General features: G+C 68.5%; 14 protein-coding genes. 6 read left to right on the top strand and 8 right to left on the bottom strand.

All coding sequences use genetic code 11. The features are described 5' to 3' along the window. Nucleotides 1-10: 10 nt before the first annotated feature. The gene (locus M6E97_RS19850; protein WP_023092181.1) at nucleotides 11-1,426 is read left to right on the top strand and encodes an amino acid permease; all 1,416 of its coding nucleotides are present in this window, start codon (nucleotides 11-13) and stop codon (nucleotides 1,424-1,426) included. Nucleotides 1,427-1,551: 125 nt separating this feature from the next. On the opposite strand, the gene M6E97_RS19845 is transcribed toward M6E97_RS19850, so the two are convergent. Then, complete coding sequence (locus M6E97_RS19845) at nucleotides 1,552-2,367, bottom strand: sulfite exporter TauE/SafE family protein (protein WP_003085615.1); 816 nt, start codon at nucleotides 2,365-2,367, stop codon at nucleotides 1,552-1,554. Nucleotides 2,368-2,473: 106 nt separating this feature from the next. Here M6E97_RS19845 and M6E97_RS19840 point away from each other — a divergent pair, with 106 nt between their 5' ends. Beyond that, nucleotides 2,474-3,262: an AraC family transcriptional regulator gene (locus M6E97_RS19840; protein ID WP_033989661.1), complete on the top strand. Its 789-nt coding sequence runs from the start codon at nucleotides 2,474-2,476 to the stop codon at nucleotides 3,260-3,262. Here the strand turns inward: M6E97_RS19840 and prpD are convergent. From prpD to M6E97_RS19810, 6 genes are all read right to left on the bottom strand, one after another. After that, nucleotides 3,240-4,724 (bottom strand): 2-methylcitrate dehydratase, encoded by a 1,485-nt coding sequence (prpD, locus tag M6E97_RS19835; protein ID WP_033989662.1) that lies wholly within the window; start codon nucleotides 4,722-4,724, stop codon nucleotides 3,240-3,242. The genes M6E97_RS19840 and prpD overlap by 23 nt on opposite strands. Nucleotides 4,725-4,858: 134 nt before the next feature. Beyond that, nucleotides 4,859-6,046, bottom strand: coding sequence for a 2-methylaconitate cis-trans isomerase PrpF (prpF, locus tag M6E97_RS19830; RefSeq protein ID WP_003103056.1), 1,188 nt, complete (start codon nucleotides 6,044-6,046; stop codon nucleotides 4,859-4,861). A gap of 118 nt (nucleotides 6,047-6,164) precedes the next feature. Then, nucleotides 6,165-8,771, bottom strand: coding sequence for a Fe/S-dependent 2-methylisocitrate dehydratase AcnD (gene acnD, locus M6E97_RS19825; protein WP_023094167.1), 2,607 nt, complete (start codon nucleotides 8,769-8,771; stop codon nucleotides 6,165-6,167). 130 nt (nucleotides 8,772-8,901) lie between these two features. Continuing rightward, entirely contained in the window at nucleotides 8,902-10,029 is a 1,128-nt protein-coding gene (prpC, locus tag M6E97_RS19820; RefSeq protein ID WP_003085628.1) for a bifunctional 2-methylcitrate synthase/citrate synthase, read from the bottom strand. A gap of 92 nt (nucleotides 10,030-10,121) precedes the next feature. Next, nucleotides 10,122-11,018: a methylisocitrate lyase gene (prpB, locus tag M6E97_RS19815; protein ID WP_003103044.1), complete on the bottom strand. Its 897-nt coding sequence runs from the start codon at nucleotides 11,016-11,018 to the stop codon at nucleotides 10,122-10,124. Between the two features lie 10 nt (nucleotides 11,019-11,028). Further along, the gene (locus M6E97_RS19810; protein ID WP_003085635.1) at nucleotides 11,029-11,751 is read right to left on the bottom strand and encodes a GntR family transcriptional regulator; all 723 of its coding nucleotides are present in this window, start codon (nucleotides 11,749-11,751) and stop codon (nucleotides 11,029-11,031) included. 117 nt (nucleotides 11,752-11,868) lie between these two features. Here M6E97_RS19810 and M6E97_RS19805 point away from each other — a divergent pair, with 117 nt between their 5' ends. Next, entirely contained in the window at nucleotides 11,869-12,519 is a 651-nt protein-coding gene (locus tag M6E97_RS19805) for a class I SAM-dependent methyltransferase (RefSeq protein WP_003118644.1), read from the top strand. A gap of 13 nt (nucleotides 12,520-12,532) precedes the next feature. On the opposite strand, the gene M6E97_RS19800 is transcribed toward M6E97_RS19805, so the two are convergent. Further along, complete coding sequence (locus M6E97_RS19800) at nucleotides 12,533-14,524, bottom strand: DEAD/DEAH box helicase (protein ID WP_003140910.1); 1,992 nt, start codon at nucleotides 14,522-14,524, stop codon at nucleotides 12,533-12,535. A 655-nt stretch (nucleotides 14,525-15,179) separates the two neighbouring features. On the opposite strand from M6E97_RS19800, the gene M6E97_RS19795 reads away from it, so the two are divergent. From M6E97_RS19795 to M6E97_RS19785, 3 genes are read left to right on the top strand one after another with little or no spacing between them, the layout of a single operon-like run. After that, nucleotides 15,180-15,476: a DUF3649 domain-containing protein gene (locus M6E97_RS19795; protein ID WP_003085639.1), complete on the top strand. Its 297-nt coding sequence runs from the start codon at nucleotides 15,180-15,182 to the stop codon at nucleotides 15,474-15,476. Continuing rightward, nucleotides 15,473-16,993, top strand: a complete 1,521-nt coding sequence (locus tag M6E97_RS19790; RefSeq protein WP_016253809.1) for a PepSY-associated TM helix domain-containing protein — start codon at nucleotides 15,473-15,475, stop codon at nucleotides 16,991-16,993. Before M6E97_RS19795 ends, M6E97_RS19790 begins: the two co-directional genes overlap by 4 nt. Further along, on the top strand, nucleotides 16,993-17,316 hold the full coding sequence (locus tag M6E97_RS19785; RefSeq protein WP_004364132.1) for a DUF3325 domain-containing protein: 324 nt from the start codon (nucleotides 16,993-16,995) through the stop codon (nucleotides 17,314-17,316). The genes M6E97_RS19790 and M6E97_RS19785 overlap by 1 nt, the downstream gene beginning before the upstream one ends. The last annotated feature ends 28 nt before the right edge of the window (nucleotides 17,317-17,344 follow it).

Here is a 17,344-nt window from a genome sequence, read left to right as displayed (position 1 = left end):
GGTTGTTCCCATGTCGTCTGTCGGCGAACAGAAGGTTCAAGACGGCTCCCTGAAGCGCGAGCTCGGTGAGCGACACATCCGCCTGATGGCGCTCGGCGCCTGTATCGGCGTCGGCCTGTTCCTGGGCTCGGCGAAGGCCATCCAGATGGCCGGCCCGGCCATCATGATCTCCTACATCCTCGGCGGCCTGGCGATCCTGGTGATCATGCGCGCCCTCGGCGAGATGGCGGTACACAATCCGGTGGCCGGTTCCTTCAGCCAGTACGCCAAGGATTACCTGGGCCCGCTGGCGGGCTTCATCACCGGCTGGAACTACTGGTTCCTCTGGCTGGTGACCTGTGTCGCCGAGATCACCGCCGTCGCCGTCTACATGGGCATCTGGTTCCCCGACGTGCCGCGCTGGATCTGGGCCCTGGCGGCCCTGGCGAGCATGGGCACGATCAACCTCATCGCGGTGCGCGCCTTCGGCGAGTTCGAGTTCTGGTTCGCCCTGATCAAGATCGTCACCATCCTGGCGATGGTGGTGGTCGGCATCGGCATGATCGTCTTCGGCTTCGGCAACGATGGCATCGCCACCGGCATCTCCAACCTCTGGGCCCACGGCGGCTTCATGCCCAATGGCATCCAGGGCGTGCTGATGTCGCTGCAGATGGTGATGTTCGCCTACCTCGGGGTGGAAATGATCGGCCTCACCGCCGGCGAAGCGCGTAACCCGACCAAGACCATTCCCAGCGCGATCAACTCGGTGTTCTGGCGCATCCTGCTGTTCTATGTCGGCTCGCTGTTCGTGATCATGTCGCTCTATCCGTGGAACGAGATCGGCACCCAGGGCAGCCCCTTCGTGATGACCTTCGAGCGCATGGGCATCAAGACCGCCGCCGGGATCATCAACTTCGTGGTGATCACCGCCGCACTGTCGTCCTGCAATGGCGGCATCTTCAGTACCGGGCGCATGCTCTACAGCCTGGCCCAGCATCGCCAGGCCCCGGCCTTCTTCGGCAAGGCCTCGCGCAGCGGCGTACCGCGCCGGGCGCTGATCCTGTCGATCCTGGCGCTGCTGCTGGGCGTGTTGCTGAACTACCTGGTGCCGGAGAAGGTATTCGTCTGGGTGACTTCCATCGCCACCTTCGGCGCGATCTGGACCTGGGCGATGATCCTGCTGGCCCAGTTGCGCTTCCGCAAGACGCTCAGCCCGGCCGAGTGCGACAAGCTGCAATACCGCATGTGGCTGTACCCGCTCAGTTCCTACCTGGCGCTGGCGTTCCTGGTGATGGTAGTGGTGCTGATGGCCTTCTTCGAGGACACCCGCATCGCCCTCTACATCGGCCCGCCGTTCATCCTGCTGCTGACTGTCCTGTACTACGCCTTCAACCTGGCGCCGAAGGAGCCTGCCGGCGCCGGCGCGGTAAGCCGCGCGGCGTCCTGAGCGGTGTAGCGCCGGAAAGGAAGAAGGGCCTCGGACGAGGCCCTTTTTTCGTTGCGCCGATATCCGGTCCGGTGCATCCGGCGGATAACGCCGTTGGCGTTATTCGCCCTACCCAGGCTGGGGCATCAGCCCGCCAGCATGCTCAGCATCACCGCCGCCAGCAGGCCGACGTACACCCGTGCATGCAGCGCATCGGGAATCCGCCCGATCAGCGGGGTCGCCAGGCGGATGCCGAGCCAGCCGCCGCCGGCCAGGGTGGCGAAGGCCAGCAGGTCGATGTAGCCGACGAAGCCTCGGCCCAGGCCTTGCTCCTGGTAGCCGGCCAGGACCAGGTAGGTAAGGGTGCCGCCAAGAGCCACCGGCAGGCTCAGCGGGTTGGCCATGGAGGTCGCCTGGGTCATGCTCAGCCCGCAGCGGCGCAGCAGCGGTACGGTCATCACGCTGCCTCCGACGCCGAGGAAGGTGGCGATCGCACCGATCAGCGTTCCGCCCAGGCGCGTCTCGCCGACACCCAGCGGCCGCGCCTGGCGCTCCTCGGCGCGGCTGAGGAAGCCGCGGCGCAACAGGCAGTCGAGGATGGTGATGGCGAGGTAGGCGACGAAGGCCAGGCGGATGAAGTCGCCGCTGGCCAGGCCGACCAGCGCCGCGCCGAGCACCGCGCCGACACCGATGTACGCGCCCAGCGGCCAGACATAGGCGCGCAGCAGGCTGCCGGCGCGCCGGTGGCGATAGGTGGCGAGGGCGGCGTTGACGATCATCACGCAGGTCGAGGTGGCCACCGCGACCTGCATGGCCGCCTGGGCCAGCGGGTCGTCGGCGGCGCGACCGAGTTGCAGCAGGTGATAGAGCAGCGGCACCACCACGAAGCCGCCGCCAAAGCCGAACAACACGGCGCTGACCCCGGTGAGGCAGCCGCAGAGAAAGAGCAGGAGATAGAACATGGCGGGTTTCCGGAACGAGAGCGGAAGGCCAGCTTAGGTGTCCCGGGGTTGGCCCGCTTCGCGAGGTTGGCCAATACTATTCGTGTTTCGGCCAGGTGCTTCGACCATGCGCAACGCTTCCATCGAGCAGTACGACGCCACGCCCCGGGCCGTGGTGGCCATGGGTACCGACTATCCCGACGGCTACCTGCTGCCGCGCCATCGGCACCGTCGCGCGCAATTGCTGTACGGTGCCAGCGGAGTGATGCAGGTGCGTACCGGCGACGCCGGCTGGGTGGTGCCGCCACAGCGCGCGGTGTGGATTCCGCCGGGCGTCGAGCACGAGGTGCGAATGCTCGGGGTGAGCACCCGCAGCCTGTACATCGAGCCCGGCAGCGCCACGGCGATGCCGGCGCACTGCCAGGTGCTGGCGGTGTCGCCGTTGCTGCGGCAACTGTTGCTGGCGGCGGTGGACATGCCCCTGGAATACGACACCGAAGGTCGTGACGGCGCGCTGGCGACGCTGTTGCTCCATGAGCTGGCGGCGGCCGAGACGCTGCCGCTGCACGTGCCCTTGCCGCCCGAGCCGCGCTGGCTGGCGCTTTGCGAGGCGTTCCTCGTCGAGCCCGACATCCGCGCCAGCGCCGAGCGCTGGGCCGGGCTGCTGCATACCAGCCTGCGCAGTTTCAACCGCACCTTCCGTCGCTACACCGGCCTCAGCTTCGGGGCCTGGAAGCAACGCGCCTGCGTGGTGCAGGCACTGGCGCGGCTGGCCGGCGGCGAAACGGTCACCGCCATCGCCCTGGACTGCGGCTACGAGAGCCCGGCAGCCTTCTCGACCATGTTCCGCCGGCTCCTCGGCCAGCCGCCCAGCGCCTTCCAGGCGGGCGCGCTCAGATCGCCAGGAGGTCCATGAAGCGGTTCACCGGCGTGGCTTCCAGTGACGCCTGGTGGCTGCACAGGTCGAAGATCCTCTGGCAGCGCTGCGGCGGGAAGCGCGTGGCCAGGTTGGCCTTGAACTTCTCCTGCAGCAGCGGAATGCCTTCGGCGCGCCGGCGGCGATGGCCGAGCGGGTACTCCACGGCGACCTGGCCGGTGCTGCTGCCGTCGTCGAAGAACACTTCCACGGCGTTGGCGATGGAGCGCTTGTCCGCCTCCAGGTATTCACGGCTGTAGCGCGGCTCCTCGACGATCTCCATTTTCTCGCGCAAGCGGTCGATCAGCGGGTGGGCGGCGTGGAAGGCGTCCTCGTAGTGCTCGGCCACCAGGTCGCCGAAGATCAGCGGCACGGCGGTCATGTACTGCAGGCAATGGTCGCGGTCGGCGGGGTTGGCCAGCGGGCCGACCTTGGAAATGATGCGGATCGCCGACTCGTGGGTGGTGATGACGATGCGGCTGATCCGTTGCAGGCGGTCCTTCACCAGCGGATGCAGGCGCACGGCGGCCTCGGCGGCGGTCTGCGCGTGGAATTCGGCGGGGAAGCTGATCTTGAACAGCACGTTTTCCATCACGTAGCTGCCGTAGCCCTGGGGGAAGCGGAAGCGCCGCTTGTTCTCGGGCTTGGTCGCCAGGTCCTTGCTGGTGTGGCTGAACAGGACATCGTAGAAACCCCACTGCGGCGCGCTGAGCACGCCGGGGATGCCCATCTCGCCGCGCAAGGCGATGTCCGCCAGGCGTACGCCGCGGCTCGTCGCGTCGCCAGCGGCCCAGGACTTGCGCGAGCCGGCGTTCGGTGCGTGACGGTAGGTGCGCAGGGCCTGGCCGTCGACGAAGGCGTGGGAGAGGGCGGCCAGCAGTTGCTCGCGGTCGGCCCCCATCAGCTTGGCGCAGACGGCGGTGGACGCGACCTTGACCAGCAGCACATGGTCGAGGCCGACGCGATTGAACGAGTTCTCCAGGGCGATCACGCCCTGGATCTCGTGGGCCATGATCATCGCTTCCAGTACCTGGCGCATGCTCAGCGGCGCTTCGCCGTTGGCCAGGCGTTTCTGCGAGAGGTGGTCGGCGACGGCGAGGATGCCGCCGAGGTTGTCCGAGGGATGGCCCCACTCGGCGGCCAGCCAGGTGTCGTTGTAGTCCAGCCAGCGGACGATGCAGCCGATGTCCCAGGCGGCCTTGACCGGGTCGAGCCGGAAGGAGGTGCCCGGCACCCGCGCGCCGTGCGGGACCAGGGTGCCCTCGACCAGTGGGCCGAGGTGCTTGGTGCATTCCGGGAAGCGCAGCGCCAGCAGGCCGCAGCCGAGGGTATCCATCAGGCAGTTGCGGGCGGTGTCCAGGGCCTCCGCGGAATCGATGCGGTAGTCCAGCACGTAGTCGGCGATGTCCTGCAGGACGGCGTCGTAGTCGGGACGTTGGTTGAGATCGACGTTGGCACTCATCGCGTACTCCAGTGGTTCGTAAGTGGTGGGTTTCCTCTCGGGTCAGGCTGGTTCGGGGATGGTTTTTCTTGTCGTGGCTGCAAGACGCCCCGGCCTTTCGCGGTGGCGGAAGGCCGGAGCAAGGATAGGTCGGTTCAGAAGGCGTCGCCGGGTACGCGCACCCAGCCTTCCATGAGGATTCGCGCGCTGCGGCTCATGATCGCCTTGGTCACCGTCCATTCGCCGTTCGCCTGGCTGGCCTCGGCGCCCACTCGCAGGGTGCCGGAGGGATGGCCGAAGCGTACCGCGCTGCGTTCGCCGCCGCCGGCGGCGAGGTTCACCAGGGTGCCGGGAATGGCCGCGGCGGTGCCGATGGCCACCGCCGCGGTACCCATCATCGCGTGGTGCAGCTTGCCCATGGACAGCGCGCGGACCAGCAGGTCGATATCGCCGGCCGCCACCAGCTTGCCGCTGGCGGTGCGGTAGTCGCGGGGCGGGGCGACGAAGGCGATCTTCGGCGTGTGCTGGCGGGTCGCGGCTTCCTCGGGGGTCTTGATCAGGCCCATGCGCAGGGCGCCGGCGACGCGGATCCGTTCGAAGCGCGCCAGTTGCTGCGGGTCGCCGTTGATCTCTTCGCGCAGCTCGGTGCCGCGGTAGCCGATCTCCTCGGCATTGACGAACACCGTGGGAATCCCGGCGTTGATCATGGTCGCCTTGAAGGTGCCGACCCCCGGCACCTCCAGGTCGTCCACCAGGTTGCCGGTGGGGAACATGGCGCCGCCGTCCTCGCCGTCGTCGGACGGGTCGAGGAACTCCAGCACGATCTCGGCCGCCGGGAAGGTCACTCCGTCCAGCTCGAAGTCGCCGGTTTCCTGGACTTGGCCGCCGCTCACCGGCACGTGGGCGATGATGGTCTTGCCGATATTGGCCTGCCAGATGCGTACCTCGCAGATGCCGTCTTCCGGTATCCGCGCCGGATCCACCAGCCCGGCGTGCAGGGCGAAGGCGCCGGCCCCGGTGGAGAGGTTGCCGCAGTTGCCGCTCCAGTCGACGAAGGGCTTGTCGATGGAGACCTGGCCGTAGAGGTAGTCGACGTCATGGCCCGGCTGGCTGCTCTTCGAGAGGATCACGCACTTGCTGGTGCTGGAGGTGGCGCCGCCCATCCCGTCGATGTGCGCGGCATAGGGGTCGGGACTGCCGATCACCCGCATGAACAGCCGGTCGCGCGCCTCGCCGGGGACCCGGCAGGATTCCGGCAGGTCTTCCAGGCGGAAGAACACGCCCTTGCTGGTGCCGCCGCGCAGGTAGGTGGCGGGGATGCGGATCTGGGGTGGGTGGGCCATGCGTCGTCGTCCTCGGCAATCGAATTCAGGGGCAGCGGCTGCGTTCGACAGCCGCTGCCGGTCGTCGGCGGATGACGCTACGCGTCGCCCGTCCTACCAGGGTGTTTCGCCGGCGCCATCAGGCGCCGGTCGCCTCCAGGAAGTCCTGGGCAAAGCGTTGCAGTACGCCGCCGGCTTCGTAGATGGAGACTTCCTCGTCGCTGTCCAGGCGGCAGGTCACCGGCACTTCGAGCCGCTCCCCGTCGCGCCGGTGGATGACCAGGGTCAGGTCGGCGCGCGGCCGGCGAGCGCCGAGCACGTCGAAGGTCTCGCTGCCGTCGATCCCCAGGGTCAGGCGGGTGGTACCCGGCTTGAACTCCAGCGGCAGCACGCCCATGCCGATCAGGTTGGTGCGGTGGATGCGCTCGAAGCCCTCGGCGACGATCGCCTCCACCCCGGCCAGGCGCACGCCCTTGGCCGCCCAGTCGCGCGAAGAACCCTGCCCGTAGTCGGCGCCGGCGACGATGATCAGCGGCTGCTTGCGCTCCATGTAGGTCTCGATGGCTTCCCACATGCGCATCACCTTGCCTTCCGGCTCGACCCGCGCCAGCGAACCCTGCTTCACGCTGCCGTCGGCGTTGCGCACCATCTCGTTGAACAGCTTCGGGTTGGCGAAGGTCGCGCGTTGCGCGGTGAGGTGGTCGCCGCGGTGGGTGGCGTAGGAGTTGAAGTCCTCCTCGGGCAGGCCCATTTTCGCCAGGTATTCGCCTGCCGCGCTGTCGGCGAGGATCGCGTTGGACGGCGACAGGTGGTCGGTGGTGATGTTGTCCGGCAGCACCGCCAGCGGGCGCATGCCGCGCAGGGTGCGTTCGCCGGCGAGGGCGCCTTCCCAGTACGGCGGGCGGCGGATGTAGGTGCTCGTCGGGCGCCAGGCGTAGAGCGGGTCGACCTTCTCGCGCTCGCCGTGGGTGATGTCGAACATCGGGATGTAGACCTGGCGGAACTGCTCGGGCTTCACCGCCGCCCTGACCACTGCGTCGATCTCCTCGTCGCTCGGCCAGAGGTCCTTCAGGCGGATCTCCTTGCCGTCCACCACGCCGAGCACGTCGCGCTCGATGTCGAAGCGGATGGTCCCGGCGATGGCGTAGGCCACCACCAGCGGCGGCGAGGCGAGGAAGGCCTGCTTGGCGTAGGGGTGGATGCGCCCGTCGAAGTTGCGGTTGCCGGAGAGCACCGCGGTGGCGTACAGGTCGCGCTCGACGATCTCCTGCTGGATCGCCGGGTCGAGGGCGCCGGACATGCCGTTGCAAGACGTGCAGGCGTAGGCCACCACGCCGAAGCCGAGGGCTTCCAGGTGCGGCAGCAGGCCGGCTTCGCGCAGGTATTCGGTGACCACCTTGGAGCCGGGTGCCAGCGAGGTCTTCACCCATGGCTTGCGGACCAGGCCGAGGCGGTCGGCGTTGCGCGCCAGCAGGCCGGCGGCGATCACGTTGCGCGGGTTGCTGGTGTTGGTGCAACTGGTGATCGCGGCGATGATCACCGCGCCGTCCGGCATCAGGCCCTCGGCTTCCTCGGCGCGGGCCCGCTCGAGGTTGCCGGCGATGCCTTTCGCCGCCAGTTCGCTGGTGGCGACCCTGGCGTGCGGATTGGACGGGCCGGCCATGTTGCGCACCACGCTGGACAGGTCGAACTTCAGCACCCGCTCGTACTCGGCGTCGACCAGGCTGTCGGCCCAGAGTCCGGCGGTGAGCGCATAGGCCTCCACCAGGGCGACCTGCTCGTCGTCGCGGCCGGTGAGGCGCAGGTAGTCGATGGTCTGCTGGTCGATGGCGAACATCGCCGCAGTGGCGCCGTATTCCGGAGCCATGTTGGAGATGGTCGCGCGGTCGCCGAGGGTCAGGCTGGAGGCGCCTTCGCCGTAGAACTCCAGGTAGGCGCCGACCACCTTCTGCTTGCGCAGGAACTCGGTCAGGGCCAGCACCACGTCGGTGGCGGTGATGCCCGGCTGGCGACGGCCGCTCAGCTCGACGCCGACGATGTCCGGCAGGCGCATCCAGGAGGCGCGGCCGAGCATCACGTTTTCCGCTTCCAGGCCGCCGACGCCGATGGCGATCACGCCCAGGGCGTCGACGTGCGGGGTATGGCTGTCGGTGCCCACGCAGGTATCGGGGAAGGCCACGCCGTCGCGCGCCTGGATCACCGGCGACATTTTCTCCAGGTTGATCTGGTGCATGATGCCGTTGCCCGGCGGGATCACGTCGACGTTGCGGAAGGCCTGCTTGGTCCAGTCGATGAAGTGAAAGCGGTCCTCGTTGCGGCGGTCCTCGATGGCGCGGTTCTTGGCGAAGGCCTCGGGGTCGTAGCCGCCGCATTCCACCGCCAGCGAGTGGTCGACGATCAGTTGCACCGGCACCACCGGGTTGACCTGGGCTGGGTCGCCGCCCTTGTCGGCGATGGCGTCGCGCAGGCCGGCGAGGTCGACCAGCGCGGTCTGCCCGAGGATGTCATGGCAGACCACCCGCGCCGGGTACCAGGGGAAGTCGAGGTCGCGCTTGCGCTCGACCAGTTGGCGCAGCGAAGCCTCCAGGGTCGCCGGGTCGCAGCGGCGCACCAGGTTCTCGGCGAGCACGCGGGAGGTATAGGGCAGCTTGGCGTAGGCACCGGGCTGGATCGCCTCGACCGCCTCGCGGGCGTCGAAGTAGTCCAGGCGGGTGCCGGGGAGCGGTTTGCGGTGTGCGCTGTTCATGGCTCGGACTCAATCACGGGGTGTTCGGAAGCGTGTCGCTCGCGCCGTGGCGCAGCCCACGCCGGCCTTTCGAATTCTGGGTGCGGCAACCGTCCGGCGCGCTCGCGTTCGGCGCGCCGGACGGCATGGATCAGCGTTGCTCCAGCGGCACGAACGCGCGCTGCTCGACGCCGGTGTACTCGGCGCTCGGGCGGATGATGCGGTTGTTGGCGCGCTGTTCGAAGACGTGGGCGGTCCAGCCGCTGGTCCGCGAGCAGACGAAGATCGGCGTGAACAGCTTGGTCGGGATGCCCATGAAGTGATACGCCGAGGCGTGGTAGAAGTCGGCATTGGGGAACAGCTTCTTCTGCTCCCACATGGTCTTGTCGATGGCTTCGGAAACCGCGAACAGGACCTTGTCGCCGACCTCGTCGGCGAGCTGCTTCGACCAACCCTTGATCACTTCGTTGCGCGGGTCGGAATCCTTGTAGATGGCATGCCCGAAGCCCATGATCTTGTCCTTGCGCTCGAGCATCTTCAGCAGCTCGGCGGTGGCTTCCTGCGGCGAAGAGAAGCGTTCGATCAGTTCCATCGCCGCCTCGTTGGCGCCGCCGTGCAGCGGGCCGCGCAGCGAGCCGATGGCGCCGGTGACGCAGGAGTACAGGTCGGACAGGGTCGAGGCGCAGACCCGCGCGGTGAAGGTGGATGCGTTGAACTCATGCTCGGCGTAGAGGATCAGCGAGACGTTCATCACCTTCACGTGCAGCTCGCTGGGCTTCCTGCCATGGAGCAGGGCGAGGAAGTGCCCGCCGATGGTCGGCTCGTCGCTGTTGCAGTCGATGCGCTGGCCTTCGTGGGTGAAGCGGTACCAGTAGGTCATGATCGCCGGGAAGGCGGCGAGCAGGCGGTCGGCGACGTCGCGCTGCTGGTCGAAGCTCAGCTCCGGTTCCAGGGTGCCGAGGACCGAGGCGCCGGTGCGCATCACGTCCATCGGGTGGGCGTCCTTGGGAATCCGTTCGAGAACTTCCTTCAGCGCCTGCGGCAGGTCGCGCTGGCCCTGGAGCTTCTTCAGGTAGGCGTCGAGCTGTTGCTTGTTCGGCAGTTCGCCGTAGAGCAGCAGGTAGGCGACCTCCTCGAAGATCGCCGCCGCCGCCAGGTCGCGGACGTCGTAGCCACGGTAGGTCAGGCCGGCGCCTTCCTGGCCGACGGTGGACAGGGCTGTCTGGCCGGCCACCTGGCCACGCAGGCCGGCGCCACTCAGTACTTTTGCTTCAGCCATTGCTCTCTCCTTTCTTGAATTTTTTCTGGATGCTGCAACTCGGTTTCACGGGGTTCGCGGACCGGCGCTCAGGCGCACGCCGGGCTCGATGCTCAGGCGTTCTTCTTCTGCGCGAAGAGCGCGTCGAGCTTCTGCTCGAAGCTGTGGTAATCGATGCGATCGTACAGCTCCATGCGGGTTTGCATGGTATCGATCACGTTCTTCTGGGTGCCGTCGCGACGGATCGCGGTGTAGACGTTCTCCGCCGCCTTGTTCATGGCGCGGAAGGCCGACAGCGGGTAGAGCACCAGGGACACGTCGGCGGAGGCCAGTTCGTCGGTGGTGAACAGCGGGGTGGCGCCGAACTCGGTGATGTTGGCCAGCACCGGCACCTTCACCGCGGCGGCGAACTCCTTGTACATGGCCAGTTCGGTCATGGCTTCCGGGAAGATCATGTCGGCGCCGGCCTCGACGCAGGCGCAGGCGCGGTCGATGGCGGCCTGCAGGCCTTCCACGGCCAGCGCGTCGGTGCGCGCCATGATCACGAAGGAGTCGTCGCTGCGGGCATCGACGGCGGCCTTGATGCGGTCGACCATCTCCTGCTGCGAGACGATCTCCTTGTTCGGCCGATGGCCGCAGCGCTTGGCGCCGACCTGGTCCTCGATATGCATCGCGGCGGCGCCGAACTTGATCATCGACTTCACCGTGCGGGCGACGTTGAACGCCGAGGAGCCGAAGCCGGTGTCGACGTCCACCAGCAGCGGCAGGTCGCAGACGTCGGTGATCCGGCGCACGTCGGTGAGCACGTCGTCGAGGCCGCTGATGCCCAGGTCCGGCAGGCCCAGGGAACCGGCAGCGACGCCGCCGCCGGACAGGTAGATGGCCTTGAAGCCGGCGCGCTTGGCCAGCAGGGCGTGGTTGGCGTTGATGGTGCCGACCACCTGCAGCGGGTGCTCGGTGGCCACGGCTTCGCGGAAGCGCTGGCCGGGGGTAAGGGACGTCTGGCTCATCACGGACCTCTTAGACGGTGGAGGAAGCGGAGGCGAGCTTCGCCGGCTGGGGTTCCAGCTGGCGCTCGATATTGCGGCGCGACGCACTGATGTGGCGGCGCATCAGCAGCTCGGCCAGTTCGCCGTCACGGTCGGCGATGGCGTCGAGAATGCGGTGGTGTTCGGCGAAGGCCTGGCGCGGCCGGTTCGGTGTGGTCGAGTACTGGATGCGGTACATCCGCACCAGTTGGTAGAGCTCGCCGCAGAGCATGCGGGTGAGGGTGGCGTTGCCGCTGCCCTGGATGATCCGGTAGTGGAAGTCGTAGTCGCCTTCCTGCTGGTAATAGCCGCGCCCGGCCTGGAACGCCTCGTCGCGCTCGTGGGTGTCGAGCACCCGGCGCAGTTCGTCGATCTCGGCCTGGCTCATGCGCTCGGCGGCCAGTCGGCAGGCCATGCCTTCCAGGGACTCGCGGATCTCGTAGAGTTCGATCAGCTCGGCGTGGCTCAGCGACACCACCCGCGCCCCGACATGCGGCACCCGCACCAGCAGGCGCAGGCCTTCCAGGCGGTGGATCGCCTCGCGCAGCGGGCCGCGGCTGATGCCGTAGGTGCGCGCCAGCTCCGGCTCGGAGATCTTGCTGCCCGGCGCGATCTCGCCGCTGACGATGGCGCTCTGGATCTTGCGGAAGACGTGTTCCGACAAGGTTTCGCCGTCGTCATGGGCAATTTCGAGAGGGGGCGGGTTCTGGGTCATGGTACTGGCTGCCTGGGTCGATGTGTCGACAATGTTTGCGAAAGCTACCGCCTGGATTGCGTGGGGTCAATCATTCGTCGCTTGATTGTCGACAATCGTCTAATGCATCGCTGGTCTATGCTTTCCCCTCCAGCCGCTGTGCCAGGAGAGAGTTTCGTGGGCATCTATGACCGTTACGTGTTGCCGCGCCTGATCGACTTCGCCTGCGGCATGGGCGACGTGATGAAGCAGCGTTCGCTGCTGGTGCCGCGCGCCCATGGGCGGGTGCTGGAGATCGGTCTGGGCACCGGGCTCAACCTGGGCTTCTACGACGCGGCGAAGGTGTCGGCGATTGTCGGCGTCGACCCGGCCGCGCAAATGCAGGCGCTGGCCCGCGAGCGCGCGGCGCAAATCGGCATCCCGGTGGAAATGGTCGCCCTCGAGCTTGGCGAGATCCGCGCCGAGGCGGAAAGCTTCGACACCATCGTCTGCACTTTCACCCTTTGCTCCATCGCCGCGCCGCTGCCGGCGCTGGGCGAGATGCGGCGGGTGCTGAAGCGTGGCGGCGAATTGCTGTTCTGCGAGCACGGGCGCGCGCCGGACGCCTCGGTGCTGGCCTGGCAACGGCGCCTGACGCCCTGGTGGAAACCGCTGGCCGGCGGTTGTCACCTGGACCGCGACATGCCGGCCTTGCTGCGCGAGGCCGGCTTTCGCATCGACGAGCTGGAACAGGGCTACCTGCCCGGGCCGCGGCCGATGACCTACGTCTACCGCGGCGTCGCGCGCTGAATCCAGGCGGCGCTCAGAGCGCCTTGGGCAAGGGCGCGAACAGCGCGTCGATATCGGCCTCGTCGAGCTTCCAGCCGTCGCCGTTGCCTTCGCTGAACAGGCCGTCGGCGAGGGCGGCCTTTTCCTGCTGCAGGTGCTGGATCTTCTCTTCCACCGTGCCGCGGGCGATCAGCCGGTAGACGAACACCGGCTTGTCCTGGCCGATGCGGTAGGCGCGGTCGCTGGCCTGATTCTCCACCGCCGGGTTCCACCAGGGATCGTAGTGGATCACGGTGTCCGCCGCGGTCAGGTTGAGGCCGACCCCGCCTGCCTTCAAGCTGATCAGGAACACCGGCACCTTGCCGCTCTGGAAGCGCTGTACCGGGGCGCGGCGGTCGCGGGTCTCGCCGGTCAGCAGGACGTAGTCGACGCCGCGCTGGCGCAGGGCGTCCTCGATCAGCGCGAGCATCGAGGTGAACTGCGAGAACAGCAGGACCCGGCGACCCTCGGCGATCAGTTCGTCGAGCATGTCGAGCAGGTAGGCCAGCTTGCCCGAGCTGAGCGCCCGGCCGCTGCGCGCGCCGTCTTCCTGGCGTTGCAGCAGGCGCGTGTCGCAGCAGACCTGGCGCAGCTTGAGCAGCGCCTCGAGGATCACGATGCGGCTGCGCGCCAGGCCGCGCCGGGCGATCTCCTCGCGGACCTTGCGGTCCAGCGCCAGGCGCACGGTCTCGTAGAGTTCGCGTTGCGCCTCGCTGAGTTCGACGAACTGGGTGAACTCGCTCTTCGGCGGCAGTTCCGAGGCCACCTGTTCCTTGGTCCGTCGCAGCAGGAACGGCCGCAGGCGCGCGGCCAGGTGGCTGAGGCGTGCCTCGTCGCCGTGCTTCTCGATCGGCGTGCGGTAGTCCTGGGCGAACTGGCGGGCGTCGCCGAGCCAGCCGGGCATCAGGAAATGGAACAGCGACCAGAGTTCGCCGAGGTGGTTCTCCAGCGGCGTGCCGGTCAGGCACAGGCGATGCCGTGCCGCCAGCTCGCGGGCGGCGACGGCGGCCTTGGTGGTGGCGTTCTTGATGTTCTGCGCCTCGTCGAGGATCAGCAGGTGGAACCGCCGCTTGCCCAGCTCGGCGGCGTCGCGTGGCAGCAGGGCATAGGTGGTCAGCACCAGGTCGTGCTCGTCGATGCGGGCGAAGTCGCGGCGCCGGCCGGCGCCGTGCAGGGCCAGCACGCGCAGATCGGGGGCGAAGCGCTCGGCCTCGTCCAGCCAGTTGGGGATCAGGCTGGTGGGCATCACCACCAGCGCCGGCGTGTCGAGCCGCCCGGCCTGCTTTTCCAGGAGCACGTGGGCCAGCGACTGCAAGGTCTTGCCCAGCCCCATGTCGTCGGCCAGCACGCCGCCGCTGTCGAGTTCGCGCAGGGTCTGCATCCAGCTCAGGCCTTCGAGCTGGTAGGGCCGCAGTTCGGCGCGCAGGCCTTGCGGCGGGGTCGCCGGACGAGCCTGGAAACTGCGTAGGCGGCGGGCGAAGTCGCGCAGGTTGTCGCCGCCTTCCCAGGCCAGCGGCAACTCGTCGAGATCGGCCAGGCGCGCCGCGTCCGGCGCGCCCAGGCGCAGCTTGCGCTGCGGTTCGGGGTCGCCCAGGTAGAAGTCGGAAAGCGTCGCCAGCACCGGCTTCAGGCGGCCGAAGGGCAGCGCCACGCGCAGCGGCGGGTTGAGTTCCAGGCGCAGCACCAGTTGCTCTTCGTCGGCGTGCCGGGCGAGGGCGCGCGGATCGAGCAGGGCCGGGCTGCGGCGGATCAGCTCGGTCAGAGCCGGCAGCAGGCTGACCCGCTGTCCGGCGACCTGGATGCCCAGTTCCAGCTCGAACCACTGGCGGTCGTCGGCTTCCTCGACCTCGGCGTACCAGGCGTCGATGGGCGTCAGGTCGTAGGCGAAGTCGGCGCGGATGTCGATGAACCAGCCCTGCTGGCGCAGGCGCGGCAGGTCGTCCTGCATGAAGTGCAGCCAGGCGTTGTCGCCGGGCAGTTCGAACATCTCGCCGGCGCTTTCCTCGAGCGCGTCGCTGCGCCGGGTCGCCGGCTTGAAGCCGAGGCGGCGCAGGGTCTCGCGGTATTCCTGCTCGTGCGCCGGACGCCGTTCTATACGCCGCTGGGCCACCCGTGGCTCGCTGCCGGGACGCCCGGAAACCGCCTCGCCGGCATAGATGAAGGCCAGCGCCGCGCGGTGCCGGGAAATGCTCTGCATGCGTCCGCTGCGCAGGTCGTAGCCGCTGTGCACGTGGCTGCCGAGGGTCAGCCGCGCATACGGCCGGGCCGGGTCGATGGCCAGGCTGAGCTGGGTGTCTGGGGCGGAGGGTGAAGTCATCCGGTATGTCCTTCGGCGGAACCAGCCGAAACCGCAAACAGCCGATATTACCAAGCTCGACGCGCTTGCGCAGAGCGGAGATGGACGTATGGCGAGGCGGGCGGGGACGGCGGGATACGACCCGCTCTCGTCGGACCCCGGCAATCCCAGGCGTGCCGCGACCTGGCGGTCGTCCGGAGCAAGTACAAATGCGAACGTAATTGAGATACAGTCGCAAACCTTCCGAATCGACGACCGCCTCGCCACCCGCGAGCGCGGCGTCGCCGTGCCAGCCAGACGAGGTAGCGACGATGCAAGGCCCTGTTTCCACCCGGGACGCCGCCCCATGACCAGCCAGGCCCTGGCCGGCGGACTATCCGTCACCGGCCGCATCCTCGTCGCGGTCCTGCTTGGCTACGCGCTGGCCTATGCGGTCACCGCCTGCCTGAGCATCTACCTGCCGCTGCCGCGTCCCGACCGGGTCTCGTTCGGCAGCCTCGGCTGCTTCGCCGTGTGGGTCGCGGCCATCGTCTACGCCTTCGCCGCGCGCAGCGCCTGGCGCGCCTGCTGGGTGCTGGCGCTGGCCAGCCTGGCGCTGGGCGGCCTGGCCTGGCTCGGCCTCGACTACGGAGCGCGTCCATGAACCTGCGTCAATCGATGTCCGGCCTGCATACCTGGTCGGGGCTGCTGGTCAGCTGGCTGCTGTTCGTCATCGTCTTCGCCGGCAGCCTGGCCAGCTTCGACAAGGAGCTGACCCGCTGGATGCAGCCGGACCTGCACCTGCCCGGCGCGCAGTCGCTGGGCGCCGACCAGGTGCGCGACTGGTTGCGCCAGCGCGCGCCCGATGCCCATGCCTGGTGGATGCTGCCGCCGAGCGAGCGGGCGCCCTACTGGAACGCCGGCTGGGAGCCGCGCGACGGTAGCGAGTTCAAGGTCTTCCAGCTGGACGCGGTGAGCGGCCAGCCGCTGCCGAAGACGGTCGGCGGCGAGTTCTTCTTCACCCTGCACTACGACCTGCACGCCGGCATGGTCGGCCTGTACATCGTCGGCATCGCCGGGATGCTGATGCTGGTGGCGCTGGTCAGCGGGACCATCGTGCACCGGCGGATCTTCAAGGACTTCTTCACCCTGCGCCCGCAGGCGGCGCGGCAGCGCGCCTGGCTCGACGCGCACAACGTGCTGGGGGTGATCGGCCTGCCGTTCCACCTGATGATCGCCTACACCGGCCTGGTGATCTTCATCGTCTACTACATGCAGGCGGGCCTGCAGGTGGTCTACCAGAACGATGGCGAGCGCTTCTTCCATGAAGTGCAGGGCTCCTACGAACGCGAGGAAGTCGGCCGCCCGGCGGGGCCGCCGGCGTCCATCGACGGCCTGATCGTCGAGGCCGGCAAGGTCTGGGCCGACGGCGGCGCGCCGGGCTGGATCAGCGTCCACCATCCCTATGACGAGGCGGCCACCGTGGACATCCGCCGGCGCGACGCCTCGCGCATCCTCGACGACCAGCGCACGGTCAACTTCGATGCCTCCAGCGGCGAACTGCTGCATGCCCAGCCGTCCTATGCGCCCGGCTACGCCACCTACGGCTGGCTGACCGGCCTGCACATGATCCAGTGGGGCGGCCAGTTGGTGCGCTGGATGTACCTGTTGCTCGGGCTGTCCGGGGCGATGATGATCTTCGGCGGGTTGCAGGTCTGGCTGGCCAAGCGCGAGGTCCGCGGCAGTCGTGGCGTTGGTCTGGTGCGGGCGCTGAACCTGGCGGTCTGCGGCGGCCTGCCGCTGGCCAGCCTGGCGCTGCTGTGGGGCAACCGCCTGCTGCCGACGCAACTGGCCGGCCGCGACACCTGGGAGATCCGCGTGTTTTGCGCCAGTTGGGCGCTGGTCGCGCTGTGGGCCATCGTCCGCCGCAACAGCGGGACCCTCGGTCGCACGCAACTGCGCCTCGCCGCCGTGCTGGCGCTGGGCCTGCCGCTGCTCGGCCTGCTGCGTAGCCCGGAAGGCAACCTGTTGGCCAGCCTGCAGCGCGGTGACTGGGTGCTGGCCGGCGTCGACCTCAGCCTGCTGGGCCTCGGCCTGCTCTGCGCCTGGCTCGGCTGGCGACGTCGGCAAGCGTCGAGCAAGCCCGCCCGGCGACGCCTGAACGTCCAGGAGGTGGCCTGATGCTGCTGGTCTTCGGCCTCAACCTGCTGGCCTTCACCGCTCTCTGCCTGGCCATGAACCGCCACCACAAGAACCTCCTCGGCCACCAGCCGTCGGCTTCCCGGGTGCTTCTGCTACGCGGCGTGGCGCTGCTCGACCTGGGCCTGGCGCTGGCCTTCTCGATCCACCGGCAGGGCGTGGAGATCGGCATCGTCTTCTGGTCCTGCCTGCTGATGCTGGCGGCCGGCACGCTGGTCCTGCTGCTCGCCTGGCGGCCACGCTGGGCATTGCCTTGCGCCGCCGGAGTGCCGTTGCTCGGCGGGGTGCTGGCGCTGCTGCGCTGAAGGGCGCGCCGCCCATCCGTGCCTCGGG

The organism is Pseudomonas sp. B111, assembly GCF_026428275.1.
Taxonomy (GTDB): Bacteria; Pseudomonadota; Gammaproteobacteria; order Pseudomonadales; family Pseudomonadaceae; genus Pseudomonas; species Pseudomonas aeruginosa.
This window is presented reverse-complemented; position numbering and strand designations above follow the sequence as displayed.

Coding starts and splice junctions, on each gene's coding strand:
- M6E97_RS19795 (WP_003085639.1), top strand. CDS start 15,180: ATGACCAGCCAGGCCCTGGCCGGCGGACTATCCGTCACCGGCCGCATC.
- M6E97_RS19840 (WP_033989661.1), top strand. CDS start 2,474: ATGCGCAACGCTTCCATCGAGCAGTACGACGCCACGCCCCGGGCCGTG.
- M6E97_RS19845 (WP_003085615.1), bottom strand. CDS start 2,367: ATGTTCTATCTCCTGCTCTTTCTCTGCGGCTGCCTCACCGGGGTCAGC.
- M6E97_RS19850 (WP_023092181.1), top strand. CDS start 11: ATGTCGTCTGTCGGCGAACAGAAGGTTCAAGACGGCTCCCTGAAGCGC.
- prpC (WP_003085628.1), bottom strand. CDS start 10,029: ATGGCTGAAGCAAAAGTACTGAGTGGCGCCGGCCTGCGTGGCCAGGTG.
- prpB (WP_003103044.1), bottom strand. CDS start 11,018: ATGAGCCAGACGTCCCTTACCCCCGGCCAGCGCTTCCGCGAAGCCGTG.
- M6E97_RS19810 (WP_003085635.1), bottom strand. CDS start 11,751: ATGACCCAGAACCCGCCCCCTCTCGAAATTGCCCATGACGACGGCGAA.
- M6E97_RS19805 (WP_003118644.1), top strand. CDS start 11,869: ATGCTTTCCCCTCCAGCCGCTGTGCCAGGAGAGAGTTTCGTGGGCATC.
- M6E97_RS19785 (WP_004364132.1), top strand. CDS start 16,993: ATGCTGCTGGTCTTCGGCCTCAACCTGCTGGCCTTCACCGCTCTCTGC.
- prpF (WP_003103056.1), bottom strand. CDS start 6,046: ATGGCCCACCCACCCCAGATCCGCATCCCCGCCACCTACCTGCGCGGC.
- M6E97_RS19790 (WP_016253809.1), top strand. CDS start 15,473: ATGAACCTGCGTCAATCGATGTCCGGCCTGCATACCTGGTCGGGGCTG.
- acnD (WP_023094167.1), bottom strand. CDS start 8,771: ATGAACAGCGCACACCGCAAACCGCTCCCCGGCACCCGCCTGGACTAC.
- M6E97_RS19800 (WP_003140910.1), bottom strand. CDS start 14,524: ATGTTCGAACTGCCCGGCGACAACGCCTGGCTGCACTTCATGCAGGAC.
- prpD (WP_033989662.1), bottom strand. CDS start 4,724: ATGAGTGCCAACGTCGATCTCAACCAACGTCCCGACTACGACGCCGTC.